The 14,887-nt window shown below is 73.9% G+C and carries 11 protein-coding genes; 3 read left to right on the top strand and 8 right to left on the bottom strand.

Going from position 1 to position 14,887, the window contains the following annotated elements; translation table 11 throughout:
* Positions 1 to 129: 129 nt before the first annotated feature.
* The gene (locus ACH4G3_RS03740; protein ID WP_397622914.1) at positions 130 to 960 is read right to left on the bottom strand and encodes an alpha/beta fold hydrolase; all 831 of its coding nucleotides are present in this window, start codon (positions 958 to 960) and stop codon (positions 130 to 132) included.
* A 154-nt stretch (positions 961 to 1,114) separates the two neighbouring features.
* On the opposite strand from ACH4G3_RS03740, the gene ACH4G3_RS03735 reads away from it, so the two are divergent.
* The gene (locus ACH4G3_RS03735; RefSeq protein WP_397622913.1) at positions 1,115 to 3,160 is read left to right on the top strand and encodes a SpoIIE family protein phosphatase; all 2,046 of its coding nucleotides are present in this window, start codon (positions 1,115 to 1,117) and stop codon (positions 3,158 to 3,160) included.
* A gap of 97 nt (positions 3,161 to 3,257) precedes the next feature.
* Here the strand turns inward: ACH4G3_RS03735 and ACH4G3_RS03730 are convergent, their stop codons facing one another.
* On the bottom strand, positions 3,258 to 3,671 hold the full coding sequence (locus ACH4G3_RS03730) for a DUF7144 family membrane protein (RefSeq protein ID WP_397622912.1): 414 nt from the start codon (positions 3,669 to 3,671) through the stop codon (positions 3,258 to 3,260).
* 204 nt (positions 3,672 to 3,875) lie between these two features.
* Positions 3,876 to 6,548 carry a winged helix-turn-helix domain-containing protein gene (locus ACH4G3_RS03725; protein WP_397622911.1) on the bottom strand — a complete coding sequence of 891 codons (2,673 nt, stop codon included), beginning with the start codon at positions 6,546 to 6,548 and terminating at the stop codon, positions 3,876 to 3,878.
* 271 nt (positions 6,549 to 6,819) lie between these two features.
* On the opposite strand from ACH4G3_RS03725, the gene ACH4G3_RS03720 reads away from it, so the two are divergent.
* Positions 6,820 to 7,653 carry a class II glutamine amidotransferase gene (locus ACH4G3_RS03720; RefSeq protein ID WP_397622910.1) on the top strand — a complete coding sequence of 278 codons (834 nt, stop codon included), beginning with the start codon at positions 6,820 to 6,822 and terminating at the stop codon, positions 7,651 to 7,653.
* 923 nt (positions 7,654 to 8,576) lie between these two features.
* Here ACH4G3_RS03720 and ACH4G3_RS03715 read toward each other — a convergent pair.
* The 4 genes from ACH4G3_RS03715 to ACH4G3_RS03700 form a co-directional block, all read right to left on the bottom strand.
* Positions 8,577 to 9,086: an O-acetyl-ADP-ribose deacetylase gene (locus ACH4G3_RS03715; RefSeq protein WP_397622909.1), complete on the bottom strand. Its 510-nt coding sequence runs from the start codon at positions 9,084 to 9,086 to the stop codon at positions 8,577 to 8,579.
* A complete protein-coding gene (locus tag ACH4G3_RS03710; RefSeq protein ID WP_397622908.1) occupies positions 9,083 to 10,492 on the bottom strand; it encodes a phytoene desaturase family protein in 1,410 nt (469 codons plus the stop codon). Before ACH4G3_RS03710 ends, ACH4G3_RS03715 begins: the two co-directional genes overlap by 4 nt.
* Positions 10,493 to 10,642: 150 nt before the next feature.
* On the bottom strand, positions 10,643 to 11,488 hold the full coding sequence (locus ACH4G3_RS03705) for an inositol monophosphatase family protein (protein WP_397622907.1): 846 nt from the start codon (positions 11,486 to 11,488) through the stop codon (positions 10,643 to 10,645).
* A gap of 121 nt (positions 11,489 to 11,609) precedes the next feature.
* Positions 11,610 to 13,436, bottom strand: a complete 1,827-nt coding sequence (locus tag ACH4G3_RS03700; RefSeq protein WP_397623373.1) for a gamma-glutamyltransferase family protein — start codon at positions 13,434 to 13,436, stop codon at positions 11,610 to 11,612.
* 88 nt (positions 13,437 to 13,524) lie between these two features.
* Between ACH4G3_RS03700 and ACH4G3_RS03695 the strand changes: the two genes are divergently transcribed.
* Positions 13,525 to 14,226, top strand: coding sequence for a CPBP family intramembrane glutamic endopeptidase (locus tag ACH4G3_RS03695; protein WP_397622906.1), 702 nt, complete (start codon positions 13,525 to 13,527; stop codon positions 14,224 to 14,226).
* Between the two features lie 19 nt (positions 14,227 to 14,245).
* Here ACH4G3_RS03695 and ACH4G3_RS03690 read toward each other — a convergent pair whose 3' ends face one another.
* Positions 14,246 to 14,755, bottom strand: a complete 510-nt coding sequence (locus tag ACH4G3_RS03690; protein WP_397622905.1) for a DinB family protein — start codon at positions 14,753 to 14,755, stop codon at positions 14,246 to 14,248.
* Between the last annotated feature and the right edge of the window lie 132 nt (positions 14,756 to 14,887).

The following is a 14,887-nucleotide window of genomic DNA, read 5'->3' as shown; positions in this document are numbered from 1 at the left end:
AACTGCTGAGCAGGCACACCCTAGGACTCGAACACAACCGAAGCAATGACCCCGTCGGACTTTGTGCGGTCCTGATGGTTCTCTGGTGTCAGGCGCCTTCAGGTCGCTTCAGGCCTCTTCTAGGCCTCTTCAGGCCCCGAGGAAGGTGAGCACCTCGCTCGTCAGCCGGGCGGGGGCATCCAGCGGGACGAGGTGGCCGGCCTCCGGGACGGGCACCAGCCGCGCGCCCGGGATCAGGGCGGCAAGCTCCTGCCCCTTGGCGAAGGGGATCCAGGTGTCCTCGGTGCCCCAGCAGACCGTCACCGGCAGGTCGAGGGTGGGATACAGCGGCTGGATGTCGTCGGTGTAGCGCTGGTCGGCCTGCGCGATCTGGCGGTAGAAGGCGGCCTGGCCCCGCTCCCCCGTCCACGGCCCGACCAGGGCGTCCAGCGTGGCGGGCCGCAGGCCGAGGTGGCTCGCGGACGTGACGTACTCGCGCACCAGCGCCTCGTGCAGCGCTGCCGGCAGCTGCTCGAAGACGTGGCTGTGCTCCCCGACCAGCCGGAAGAAGGGGGAACCCCAGGGGTCCAGGGCCACCGGGTCGACCAGCGCGAGCCGCCGGTAGCGGGCCCCGTGCAGCAGATGGGCGCGCAGTGCCACGCAGCCGCCGAAGTCGTGCGCGACGACGGACGGCTCCTGAAGCCCCCAGTGCGCGAGCAGCTCGGCGAAGATCCGGCCCTGCCTCCCCAGCGAGACGTCCTGGTCCGGGTGCATGTCGGAGGCGCCGTAGCCCGCCATGTCCCACACGTGCACGTGGTGCCCGGCGGCGGCGAGCGCCGGAGCGATCTCGTGCCACACGTACGAGGAGAAGGGCGTCCCGTGCAGCAGCACGACCGGCTCGCCGCCGGGATCCCCGAACCGGTCCCAGCGCACGGTCCCCGATGTGGTGGCCAGGCTCTCCCGCAGCGTCCAGTCAGCCAAGATTCCCGCTCCCTCTCTCTCCGAGCACCGACCCGCGATTATTTGTCATTTCGGCGCGACAGTGTCGCGCCTCCGACCGTAATGTGACCTCATCGGACAGCCTGCGCAACGGATCTTGGCCGGACCTTTTGCCGCGCCGGAAGGAGCGGCTCGCATGAACGGGTATGCGCCATCGGACCGGGACGCCGTCACGGCCGCGCCCGGCGGGCTGCTGGACCTGCTGAAGGTCGCGGCCGTGGTCCTGGACGGCGGCGGGCACATCGCCCTGTGGAGCCCCGAGATCGGGCAACTGCTCGGCTACACCGCCGAGGAGGCCCTGCGGCAGCGCGCCGACACACTCCTGGTCGCGCCCGAGAACCGCTCCAAGGGCAGGGAGCTGTTCGCCCAGGTCAGGTCGGGGGACCGCTGGGCCGGCGTCTTCCCGCTGCGGCACCGCGACGGCACGGAACGCGCCGTGGAGTTCCGCACGATGCGGCTCCTCGACAGCGAGGGCCAGCCCCACCTGCTGGGACTCGCCACGGACGCGACGACCGTACGGAGAGTGGAGCGCGACCTCGCCCTCTCGCACAGCCTCGTCCACCAGACGCCGCTCGGCATCGCCGTCTTCGACAACGACCTGCGCTGGGTCGGGGTCAACCCCGCGCTGGAGCGGATGAACGGCGTGCCCGAGGAGGCCGTGCTGGGCCGCCGGGTCGGCGAGGTGCTGCCCGGCCTGGACGTCGAGGCCATCGAGACCCGGATGCGGCACGTGCTCAAGACCGGCAGGCCCCTGCTCGACCAGCAGACCATCGGCCGTACGGCGGCGGACGAGCACGACCGGGCCTACTCGGAGTCGTACCACCGCATCGAGGACACCGACGGCCGGGTGCTCGGTCTGGCGATGGCCGTGCTGGACGTCACCGAGCGCCAGCAGGCCGCGGCCGAGGTCGCGCAGGCACGCCAGCACCTGTCGGTGATCGCCGACGCCGGGGTGCGGATCGGCACCACCCTGGACCTTCAGCAGACCGCCCGGGAACTGGCCGACGTGGTGGTGTCGCACCTCGCGGACCTGGCCGCCGTGGACGTCCTGGAGTCCGTCGTGGCCCGCGGCACCATCGCGCCGGTGTCCGGCGGCGCACCCGCGGAGTTCCGGGCGCTGGCCGTCGCGGCGGGCTACCCGACCGACGCCATCCACGCCGCCGACCCGGTCGGCGAACTGGCCACCTACGCCTCGTCACGGATCATCACGCAGTGCGTCCGCAGGGCCCGCCCGGTCCTGGTCGAGCGCGTGGACCCGAAGATGATGCGGCGCATCGCCCGGGACGCACGGGCCGCCCGGACCCTGCACGAAGCCGGCGCACACTCCTATATGGCGGTGCCGCTGATGGCCCGGGGCAAGGTGCTCGGCACCCTCACGCTGTACCGCACGGTCGACGAACGTCCCTTCGACGACCGGGACCAGGTGCTCGCCTCGGAGCTCGCCGCGCGCGCCGCGATCTGCATCGACAACGCCCGCCTCTACGGCCGGGAGCGCGGCACCGCCCTGACGCTCCAGCGCAGCCTGCTCCCGGCCACGCCCGCCGAGCAGGAGGGGCTCGACATCGCCGCCCGCTACCGCCCGGCGCTCAGCGAGGTCGGCGGCGACTGGTACGACGTGCTGCCGCTGGGGCCGGGACGCACCGGGCTCGTGGTGGGCGACGTCATGGGCAAGGGCGTGCAGGCCGCGGCGATCATGGGACAGCTGAGCACGGCGACGCGGGCGCTGGCCCGGCTGGACCTGCCGCCCGCCGAACTGCTGCGGCACCTCGACGACATCGCCGGCTCGCTCGGCGACGCGATCGCCACGTGCGTGTACGCGGTGTGCGACCTGCGGGCCGGCATCTGCTCGCTGTCCAGCGCCGGCCATCTGCCGCCCGTGCTCGCCGGGGCGGACGGCGGCGCGAAACTCGTCGACGTGCCCGGCGGCGTGCCGCTCGGGGTGGGCGGCGTGGAATTCGGCACCGTGGACCTGGAGTTCACCCCGGGGTCCCTGCTCGCCCTGTACACCGACGGGCTGGTCGAGAACCGCGGAGAGCCGATCGACACCGGCCTCACCCTGCTGACCCGCCACCTGGAGGACGCGGGGCCCAGCCTGCAACGGGCCAGTGACAGCCTCCTCGGCGCGCTGAGCCCGGAGCCGGACGACGACGTCGCGCTCCTGCTGGTCCGCGCCCGGTCCTGAGGACGCTCGGGGGCAACTGTCAGCATGGGTGCGTGAGTTACGTTCTCTCAGATGCGGCGCCGGGCACAGCCGTGGTCGGGGACGGTCCGAGGGGCTCTCAGGCCTCGTCCTTCCGCACGGTGCACAGGGCCCAGACGATGAAACCGGACATCGCGATCATCACGACCGACCAGACCGGGTAGGACGGCAGGGAGAGGAAGTTGGCGATGATGACGAGGCCGGCGATGCCCACGCCGGCGACCCGGGCCCACGTCGATGCCTGGAACAGCCCCATGCTGACGATCACGGCGACCACGCCCAGGATCAGATGGACCCATCCCCAGCCCGTGAGGTCGAACTCGAACACGTAGTTGGGCGTCGAGAGGAACACGTCGTCCTCGGCGATCGCCGCGATGCCGCGCAGGATGCCCAGAATCCCGGCGATCATGAGCATGACGGCACCGAAGACCATCAGCCCGACGGCGAATCCGCGCTTCGCGGTGGGCCCGTGCGTAGGGTGTGTGGCGGTCATCCTGCTGCCTCGTTTCTGTCGGGTCCGGCGCGCTCCGCAACCGGATGTGGAGAAATCCGGGGGGTCAGGGTTCCGGCCGGCCTGAGCCGCTCAGGACTCAGCGTGCCCGCGTACGGGACGGGGCCGCCTCACCCGCGGCGGGTGATCCGTACGGCGATGGTCCGCCGTACCGCGCCGTGCGGTGTCACCCGGCTCAGGTGAACCTCACAGCAGCCGCCGTTCGCGGGCGCGGCGCACCGCGTCGCTGCGGCGGCTGACCGCGAGCTTGCGGTAGATGCTCTTGAGATGGGTCTTCACCGTGTTCACGGACACGTGCAGGTCGGCGGCGATCTCCTCCGTCGACCTCATCTCGGCCAGGAGCCGCAGCACGTCACCCTCGCGTGCGCTGAGATCCTCCACGGCGAGAACCGGGTGCCGGTCCGGCATGGTGGGCCGGGGATCGTGGTGGGGGCCTGGGCGGGAGAGGAGCCAGCCGTCGGACAGTTCCCGGAGCCGGCCGGTGCTCAGCAGGGGGCGGAGCCAGGGACCGGCTTCCAGGAAGGGCCGGCGCAACTGCCCGCGCCGGCCGTCCAGGAGGGCCCCGGCGACGAGGCGGCGGGCGGTGACAAGGTCGCCTCGCTCGTGGGCGGCCTGGGCACGGACCAGCGTGGCGCGGACGGTCACCGCCGGGCCCGGCCGGTCGTCCTCCGGCAGGCTGTCGATCATGTCGAGCGCCCCTTCGGCATGGCCCGCCGCGAGCCGGGCCCGCGCCGCCTCGACCGCACAGGCCGTCCGGTGGTGCGCCACGCGCTCCACGACCGCTCGGGCCGATTCGGGACGCCCCTGGGCCAGGTGGGCGGCGGACGCGAGCAGGGCGGCGTGGTCCTCCGCCCAGGGTGAGCTCACCGCTGCCGGGACGGACGCTTCCGCCGCCGCCAGCGCGGCCCGGGCGTCACCTCGGGCGAGGAGCAGCCGCCCCCGGGTGAGGGTCCGGCCGGCCGCCACGACGGGGTCGCCGGTGAGCGGGCGGGAGGCGGCCGACGCGTCGAGGAGCGCCTGGGCGTCGTCGAGTTCGTCGCGGTCGATGAGCACGGCGGCCAGGACCAGCGGGGCGATGCCGGACCCGGACTGCCGGGGCAGGCTGTAGCGCTCCGCCTGGTCGGCCGCCGCGAGGGCCTTGTGCTCCGCCGGGCCGGGCCGGCCGTTCAGGTAGTCGATCAGCGCGAGGTGGCCGAGGGCCTCCCACCTGGGCAGCGCCATCGCCGCTCCGCCGGGGTGTCCGGCGACGGCGGACAGGGCGTCGCGGGCGGCGTCGAAGCGTCCGGCCCACAGGCGCGCGGAGCCGAGGTGGGTGAGCAGGAGGGCGGTGACTTCGGGGTGGTTGTCCAGGAGGTGTGCGGGGACGTCCTGCCGGAGGGCGCGCGCCTCCTCGGCGGCTCGCTCCGCCCTGTCCGGAGAGCCGGTCATCCGTGCCGCCAGCGCTTCCAGCAGGGCGCAGCCGAGCCGGACCGGCGCCCGGTCGCTGCCGTTCGCGGCCAGGTCGCGCTCGGCCCGGTGCAGGTGGGGCAGGCCGTGATCAAGATCGTGGTGGGCCAGTTCGCGGGCGGCGCGGACGAGGTCGGGCGCCGGGCCCGTGGTGTCCGGGCTCATCCGCGCGAACAGGGCGGACAGGTCCTCGGAGCGCAGGCCGGTGAACAGCTGCCCGAGCGCGAGGTCGTCCACCACGGCGTTGGCGGTGAACTCCCAGTCGCCCGCCGCGGCACCCTGGACGAGCGCCTCGTGCAGGGCTCCGGACCGCCGCAGCCACCGTGCGGCCCGGCCGCGCAGCTCCGGTTCCAGACCGGGGAAGCGCTCCCGCAGGTGGGCGCGGAGGATCTCCGCGAACAGCGGGTGCAGGCCGTACCACGAGTGGCCGAGGTACTGGACGAAGGCGTTCTGCCGGTGCAGCGCGGCCAGGACCGGCTCCGCGTCGGTGCGCAGCGTCAGCGCGTTCACCAGGTCGGGACAGCAGCGGTCCAGGACGCTGATGCGCAGCAGCAGGTCCTGGGTGCCGGGTGGCTGCCGGTCGAGCACCTCGGCCAGCAGGAAGTCGGCCACGGCGCTGTGGTCGGCCTCGAACTGCTTCACGTACAGGTGGGGGTCCGCGACCTGCCGGGCGGCCAGTGCGCACAGTCTGAGGCCGGCGGCCCATCCCTGAGTGCGGTCCACCAGGGCCCGCACGGCACTGTGGTTCAGGTGCAGACCGTGCCGCGACAGCAGCTCCCCGGCCTCCTCGGCGGTGAACGCCAGCTCCGCGTCCCGGATCTCCGTCATCTCGCCCGAGGCCCGGTACCGGTGCAGCGGCAGCAGGGGTTCCGTGCGGGTGACCAGGACCAGGCGCAGGCCGTGCCCGGCGTGGTGCAGGACGAACTGCAACTGCTCCGCGATCTCGGGTGAGCCCACCCGGTCGAACTCGTCGAGGACGACGACGGTCGTGTGGTCCCGGCCCTCGAGGTCGGCGGCGAGGCAGGTCAGCGTCCGCCGGTCCACCCGGCCGGGCTGCGCCGGGCAGCCGACCTCGGCTGCCACCGGAACGCCGGCGGCGCGCAGTGCCTCCAGCAGATAGGCCCAGAAGATCCCGGGTGCCTGGTCGGCGAGGTCGGCCGTGAGCCAGGCGACCGGTTCGCGCAGGCCGGCGGCCCAGTCGGCGACCAGGAGAGTCTTGCCGGCGCCGGCCGGGCCGTTGACCATCGTCAGGGGTGTCAGGAGCGCCTGGTCGAGGTGTCGGGTCAGGCGGGTCCGGCGCAGGAAGCCGGCGGGCCGCTTCGGCAGGGCGAACCGGGTACGCAGCAGCGGGTCGCCCGTGGGGTCGACGCCCGGGGACGCCGGCTCCGCACCAGTCTCCGCGGTCGCGGCCATGGGCACCCCCACTGCCTGCCGTGCGCCGGATCATGAGCAGCACTCGCTTACTCAGGATCTCAGTGTTCACTCCCCCGCGCACACCGGCCCGGGCCCTGCCGCTCCCCCGGCGACCACCCGTGACAACCACCCGTGGCGGGCGATGCGGGCGTCGCGGGTGACGGGGTTCTCTGGGGCCACGCGCCGCGGCCCCGGCGCGGGACGTATCCGCACCGACACCTGCGGAGCCGCACGGCAAGGGCCGAGGCGGCTCGGATCGGGGATGGTGACCATGTGCCGCTGGCTCGCCTACTCGGGCACTCCCGTGCTGCTGGACGACGTCCTCTACCGGCCGCAGCACTCACTGATCGACCAGAGCCTGCACGCGCGGATGGGTGTCGAGACCACCAACGGCGACGGCTTCGGCGTCGGGTGGTACGCACGGCACCTGCGCACCCCCGCCGTGATCCGCGACACCGGCCCGGCCTGGAGCAACCGCAATCTCCGGGAGATCGCCGACCACGTCCGCTCGTCGCTGTTCTTCGCCCACGTCCGCGCCTCCACCGGGTCGGCCGTGCAGCAGACCAACTGTCACCCCTTCCGGTACGGGCACTGGATGTGGATGCACAACGGGGCGATCAGCGGGTTCAGCGAACTGCGCCGCGACCTCATGCTCGCCGTGGATCCGGAGCTGTTCCCCTCGCTGGAGGGCACGACGGACTCCGAGGTGATGTTCCACGTGGCCCTCACCCTCGGGCTGGACGGCGATCCGCCGGGCGCGGTGGCCCGCATGGTGGGGCTCGTCGAGCGGCTGGGCCACGAGCACGGGGTGCCGCAGCCGCTCCAGATGACGGTCGCGGTCACCGACGGCGAACGGCTGTGGTTCTTCCGGTACTCCAGCGCGGGAGACTCGCGGTCGCTGTACTACAGCAGCCGGGTGGAGGGCGTGCGGGCCCTCCACCCCGATCTCGCGTTCCTGAGGCACATCTCCGACGACACCCGGCTGGTGGTGTCGGAGCCGCTCGGTGATCTGCCCGGCGTCTGGAACGCCGTACCGGAGAGCAGCTACGGCGTCGTGCAGCCAGGCCGGGAACTGCTACGGCACTTCGAGCCCGAGCCGGTCTGAGCCGTCCGGCACATCGCCGGCGGCGACGCCCGCCGCGCCCTGACCGCCCGGGAGACCGCCGCCGGAGCCGCCCGACCGACAGCCCGCGGCCCAGTGCCGACGGCTGACGGCCGGACTGCCGCCGGCCGGCCGGGCGGCGGCTGGCGGGCGGGCGGCGGCTGGCGGACGGGCGGCTCCGGCTGACGGCCGGGCGGGCGGGCGGCTGGCGGGCGGCAGACGGGCGAGCGAGCGGCTGGCGGCCGGGCGGGCGGGCGGCTGGCGGGCGGCAGACGGGCGGGCGAGCGGCTGGCGGCCGGGCGGGCGGGCGGCTGGCGGGCGGCAGACGGGCGGGCGAGCGGCTGGCGGCCGGACTGCTGGCGGCTGGCGGCCGGACTGCTGGCGGCTGGCGGCCGGACTGCTGGCGGCTGGCGGCCGGACTGCTGGCGGCCGGGCGGCCGACGGCTGACGGCTGGCAGCCAGGCGGGCGGGCGGGCGGCTCACGGCTGGCGGCCAGTCGGGCGAGCAGCTGATGGCCGGACTGCCGGCGGCCGGCGGGCGGCGGGCGAGCGCTGACGGCCGGCGGCCGGGCGGCGAGAGGCTGGCGGCCAGGCGGGCGAGCAGCTGACGGCCGGACTGCCGACGACTGGCGGCCGGCCGGGCGGACGGCGGCTGATGGTCGGGCGGACGGCTGCTGACGGTCGGGCGGGCGGACGGCGGCTGATGGTCGGCCGGACGGCGGCTGGCGGACGGCGGCTGATGGTCGGGCGGCCAGCGGCCGGGCGGGCGAGCGGCTGACGGCCGGCGGCCGGGCGGGCGAGCGGCTGACGGCCAGGCGGGCGGCGGGCGGCTCGGCAGTGGGACGTGGGTACTCCGGCCGGACACGGGTCGGTGAGACGGTGGTCGGCGGACGGCCTGTGCGGTCGGGCGTCGGCCCGGCCGGTCCGTCAGCGGAGCCTGTCGGCGAACACCTCGTACGCCTGCTGGTCGAAGAGTACGAACCTGACCTCCTCGACCGCCGTGTCCGCTGCCCGTACGGTCTCCACCGCGATGCGTGCGCCGTCGTCCATCGGCCAGCCGTAGACGCCCGTGGAGACGGCCGGGAACGCGACCGTGCGGGCGCCGAGTTCGTCGGCGACGCGGAGGGACTCGCGGTAGCAGGAGGCGAGGAGGGCGGAGCGGTCCTGGGTCGCGCTGAAGACGGGTCCGACCGTGTGGATGACCCAGTCGGCGTCCAGGTCACCCGCGGTGGTGGCTACCGCCTGACCCGTGGGCAGGCCCTTGCCGTACCGCGAGGCGCGCAGCTTGCGGCACTCCTCCAGGATGGCGGGGCCGCCGCGCCGGTGGATCGCTCCGTCGACGCCTCCCCCGCCCAGCAGCGAGGAGTTGGCCGCGTTGACGATGGCGTCGACGCTCTCGCGGGTGATGTCGCCCTGGACGAGTTCGATGGTGGTCACGTCTGCCTCAGTCGCTTCCAGACGGCCTTGGCCGCGTTGTGCCCCGACATGCCGTGCACGCCCGGACCCGGCGGGGTCGCCGACGAGCAGATGAAGACGGCCGGGTGAGGGGTGCGGTAGGGGAACAGGGTCGGTTTGGGGCGCAGCAGGATCTGGAGGCCGGAGACCGCGCCGGAGGCGATGTCTCCGCCGACATAGTTGGCGTTGCGGGCGGCGAGTTCGGGCGGGCCCGCCGTCGCGCGGGCCAGGACGCGGTCGCGGAACCCCGGGGCGAACCGCTCCAGTTGGCGTTCGACGGCGTCGGTGAGGTCGCCGGTCCAGCCGTGCGGTACATGGCCGTAGGCCCAGAAGACGTGCTTGCCCGCCGGGGCCCGGGTGGGGTCGACGACGCTCGGCTGGACCGTGATCAGGAACGGTTTGTCGGGGGCCCGGCCCTCCCGGGACGCCGCGCGCAGGGCCGCGCCGATCTCCGCGTGGTCCGCGCCGATCTGCACCGTGCCCGCGACGCGGGCCTCCTTCGCGGTCCAGGGCACGGGGCCGTCCAGCGCGTAGTCGATCTTGAAGACGCCCGGCCCGTAGCGGTAGTCCGCGTAGTGGTTGCCGAAGCCGGCGATGCGGGCCAGGGCGGTGGGCGAGGTGTCGAAGACATACGCGCGGGCCGGCGGCAGGTCGTCGAGGCGCTTGACCTCGTAGTCGGTGTGGACGCTGCCGCCGAGGTCGCGCAGGTAGGCGGCGAGGGCGTCGGAGATCGCCTGGGAGCCGCCGCGGGCGACGGGCCAGCCGCGGGCGTGTGCCGCCAGGGCGAAGACCAGGCCGATGGCGCTGGTGGCGAAGCCGCCGAGCGGTGCCATGACATGTGCGACGAGCCCGGCGAACAGGGTCCTGGCCGGTTCGTCGCGGAAGCGGCGCGTCAGCAGGGTCGACGGGGGCAGGCCGACCAGACCGAAGCGGGCGAGGGTGACCGGGTCGCGGGGCAGCGCGGTGAGCGGCAGGGACATGAAGTCGCGGGCCAGCGCGTCCCACTTGGGCAGGAAGGGCTCGATGAGCCTGCGGTACGCCCCGGCGTCGCGCGGCCCGAAGGAGGCGGCCGTCTCGCCCACCGACCGGGCCAGCACGGCCGCCGAGCCGTCCGGGAAGGGGTGGGCCATGGGAAGCTCGGGGTGCAGCCATTCCAGGCCGTAGCGCTGGAGCGGCAGGGCGCGGAACGCGGGTGAGTTGATGGCGAGCGGGTGCGCCGCGGAGCACGGGTCGTGCCGGAAGCCGGGCAGGGTGAGCTCCTCGGTGCGGGCACCGCCGCCCACGGTGCCCCGGGCCTCGAACACGGCGACGGAGAATCCGCGGCGGGCCAGCTCCACGGCTGCGGTCAGTCCGTTCGGCCCCGCACCCACTACGACGGCATCGAGCATCGACGGCACCTTCGGACCCCTTCGTCAGCCGACGGCCACTGAGGATCAGGATAGGCCCGGGAACTGACAGTCACCGGCCGCGGGCGGATTCGTGCGGGAAAGCGGCCCGGAGCGCCGCTTGAGCGACTGCGCGTGTACGGTCCGTGACATTCAGGCTCCGCTCGCCAGCAGCGCCGCCACCCGGCGGGCCGTGGCCGCGTCGCGGGCCGCGGTGAACGGCAGGTCGTTGCCGCCCGTGATGCGGAACGGCTCGCCCGTGCGGGTCAGGTGGGCGCCGCCCGCCTCCTCGACCAGGAGCAGACCGGCCGCGTGGTCCCAAGCGGCCTCCCACGAGAAGGCGACCGCGTCGGACTCGCCCCGCGCGATGGCGAGGTACTCCAGTCCGGCCGAGCCGCACGCGCGCGGTGCCACACCCTCGGTGCGCAGGCCGAGCAGGGCGCGCTTCTGCTCGTCCGTCGTGTAGTCCGGGTGGGAGGTGGCCACGCGGAGGTCCCGTCCGGGTTCGGGAACGCCGGCGAACAGCCGCTCTCCGTCGAGGTAGGCGCCCTTGCCCCGCTGGGCGGTGGCGAGCTGGTCGCGGGCGGCGGCATAGGTCCAGGAGGCGAGCAGGGTGCCGCCCTGGGCCAGCGCGACCAGGGTGCAGAAGGCCGGTTCGCCGCGCACGAACTGCCGGGTCCCGTCGACCGGGTCGACAATCCAGACCGGGGCGTCGCCGCGTATGGCCTCGTAGGACGCCGGGTTGGCGTGGACCGCCTCCTCGCCGACCACGGCCGAACCGGGCAGCAGGGCGCCCAGTGCCTCGGTCAGGTACAGCTCGGCCTTGCGGTCGGCGTCCGTGACCAGGTCGTGCGGGCCGGCCTTCTGGTCGACCTCGTGTGCGGCGAGCCGGCGCCAGCGCGGCATGATCTCGGCGGCGGCCGCGCTGCGGATCGCCTCCTCGACGTCGGAAGCGTGCCGTGCGAGAAACTCTTCGATGGTTTCGGTGCTGTCGATCACCCCTCCATCACAACACGTGGCACTGACAATCCCTACCCGCCCGGTGCACTCCCGGTGGCTTCCCGATGAACAGCGACGCGTCCGCGCCGGCACCACGGACAGCCATGAGGACTCGGCGGGTTCACCGCCCGACCGCGTAGCCCTGCATGCCGCGCGGGTTCGCCGCCGCCGACAGGACGCCCGTCTCGGGGTCCCGCGCGACCGCGCAGAGCCGGCCCTCCGACCAGGGGCCGCCGACGGTCACCCGATGGCCGCGCCGCCGCAGCTCCTCGACGACGGCCGGGGCCGTGCGCGACTCCACGGTGACGCTCCCCGGACGCATGCCGCGCGGGTAGAAAGAGCCGGGGAAGCTGTCGTTGTGCCAGTTCGGGGCGTCGATCGCGCCCTGGAGGTCCAGGCCGCCGCGCACCCGGGAGCGCAGCGCGACCGCCAGGAGGAAGTGCAACTGCCACTGGTCCTGCTGGTCCCCGCCCGGTGTGCCGAACGCCATGACCGGCACGCCCTCGCGCAGTGCGATCGAGGGCGTCAGCGTGGTGCGGGGCCGACGGCCGGGGGTGAGGGAGTTGGGCAGGCCCTCCTCCAGCCAGGTCATCTGGAGCCGGGTGCCGAGCGGGAAGCCGAGTTCGGGCACGACGGGGTTGGACTGCAGCCAGCCGCCGCTGGGCGTGGCCGAGACCATGTTGCCCCAGCGGTCGACGACGTCGAGGTGGCAGGTGTCGCCGCGGGTGGCGCCGTCGTCGCCGACCTCCGGCTCGCCGGGCACGGGGGACGCCGGGCTCTTCGCGACGGTGGGTTCGCCGGTGCCCGGGGCGGCGGAGCCCTCCTGGGCGGTGGCCGCCACGCGGGCGTGCGCGCACAGTCGCGGGGTGCGTCCGCCGGGGCTGCCGGGCCGCAGCTCGTGGGAGGCCCGCTCGCCGACGAGAGCGCGGCGGTCGGTGTTGTACGCGTCGGACAGCAGGTCGTCGAGCGGCACGCCGGTGGCGTCCCCGTACCAGGCCTCCCGGTCGGCCATGGCGAGTTTGCAGTTCTCGACCAGCAGGTGGACGTAGTCGGCGGAGCCGTGGCGGGGCAGTTCGGGCGGAAGCAGGGCGAGCTGCTGCAGGAGGACCGGGCCCTGGCTCCAGGGGCCCGGCTTGCACACGGTCCAGCCGTTCCAGTCGTACGTCGCCGGCGTCTCGTAGGTCGCGGACCAGGCGGCGAGGTCGGCGGCCGTGAGGGTGCCGGTGTGGTGTGCGCCGCTGGTGTCCAGGGTGGGCTGCCCGGCCTGCCGCACCAGGGCCTCGGCTATGAAGCCGGAGCGCCACACCTCCCGCGCTGCCTCGATCCGGGCCTCCCGGTCCCCCGCCCCCGCCGTCTGGGCGAGCAGGCGCTTCCACGTGGCGGCGAGCGCCGGGTTGGCGAAGAGCTCGCCGGGGCGGGGCGGCTTGCCGCCGGGCAGGTAGACGTCCGCCGACGAGGTCCATTCCGTCTCGAACAGTTCGCGTACGGTCTCGACGGTCTCGCCGACGCGTTCCACGGGCGGGTGCCCGTGCTCGGCGTATCCGACGGCGTACTTCAGGACGTCGGCGAGGGACTTGGTGCCGTGGTCGCGCAGCAGCAGCATCCAGGCGTCGAACGCGCCCGGCACGGCGGCGGCGAGCGGCCCGGTGCCGGGGACGAGGTCCAGGCCGAGGCCCCGGTAGTGCGCGACCGTCGCCCCGGCCGGTGCGACGCCCTGCCCGCACAGCACCCGTACCTCACCGCCGGCCGGCGCGAGCAGGATCGGCACCTCGCCGGCCGGGCCGTTGAGGTGCGGCTCGACGACATGCAGCACGAACGCGCCCGCCACGGCGGCGTCGTAGGCGTTGCCGCCGTCCTCCAGGACGGCCATGGCCGACTGCGAGGCGAGCCAGTGCGTGGAGGACACCATGCCGAAGGTGCCCTGGAGGGTGGGGCGGGTCGTGAACATGTGACCTCTCATCTCGTTCACCTTTTTGCCGGTGATCCCCCTTCCCTACCCGGGCTGACGGAGCGGATAGCGGGATGCTGGTGACACCATGCGGATGTTCTGTGTCCTCGCCGTCCTGGTGGCCGCGAACCTGCTCAACAACTGGCTCGCGCCCGGCGCCTACGTACCCACCTGCGTGGCCGCGGCTGCCGCGCTGCTGCTGATCGCCCGGTGGGACGGTCTCACCCGCGCCGATCTCGGGCTCGACAAGGTTGCCCTGTTGCGAGGGCTGCGGTGGTCATCGGTCCTGGTGGGGGCGGTTCTCGCCCTTTTCCTGGTCGGGCTGGCCCTGCCGGTCACCAGGGAGGCCTTCGAGGACGAACGCGCCGCCGGCCTGACCGTGGGGGAACTGCTGTGGCGGGTGCTGATCCGGGTGCCGGCCGGCACCGTGCTGCTGGAGGAGATCGCCTTCCGCGGCGTCCTGTGGGCCATGGTGCGGCGTCGGCGCGGTACCGCCTGGGCCACCGCGGTGTCGTCATCGCTGTTCGGGCTCTGGCATGTGCTTCCCTCGCGCGGGCTGAGCCGGGCCAACGAGGCCGTGGCGGTCCTCGGCACCGGACCGGCGGGCACCGCGCTGTCGGTCGCGGCCGCCGTGATCGCCACGACCGCCGCCGGGGTCGTCCTGTGCGAGCTGCGGCGCCGGTCCGGGAGCCTGCTGACGCCCGCTGCGCTGCACTGGGCCCTCAACGGCTTCGGCTACGTGCTGGCCTGGGCCGTACCTCGATGGAGGGGCGCGGGGGACGTGCTGTGACCGTCGGACAGTGCCCGCGTCAGCCGTGGGATGTCGTGCCGCCGAGGACCTGCTCGCGGAGGATGTCGGCGTGGCCGCAGTGCTGGGCCAGTTCGCGCAGCGTGTGGAGGTAGACCCAGCGCAGCGGCAGCGGGCCCCGGCGGTTGCCCAGGAGGAGGTCGTCCAGTGTCAGCTCTGCCGTGGCGCGACGGGAAGCCGCGCAAGCCTGCTGGTAGGCGTGCTGGACCGAGGCGATCGTGTCGTCGTCGCGCAGGTCGAAGGACTCGTCGGGCGAGTCGGGAATGCCGATCTCGGCACGGGACCGGCAGGTCGTCCCCTCGTCGAACCAGACCTTCTCGACGAACGTGGCGTGCTTGACCAGGCCGAGCAGCGTGGTCTTGGACATGACCAGTGACCGGCGTGCCTGCTCCTCGGTCAGTCCGTTCAGACTGTCGTGCAGCGCGGAGCGATGCTCATCGAGGAACGTCTCGAACTGGTCGCGGAGCGTTGCGTGGAAGACGGCGGGTTCCGTGGACGGCTGGAAGACCATGTCCGCAACGATAGGCCGCCCGGCTCCTGTGCGACCGGCGCGATGACAAACCACCCAGTGGTCGCCGAACCGGCCGAAACCCGGGCCGTCGACAGTGAGTCACCGTCACCACGCAGGCACGGAGCGAGTTCG

The organism is Streptomyces afghaniensis, assembly GCF_044327915.1.
Lineage (GTDB): Bacteria > Actinomycetota > Actinomycetes > Streptomycetales > Streptomycetaceae > Streptomyces > Streptomyces afghaniensis.
This window is presented reverse-complemented; position numbering and strand designations above follow the sequence as displayed.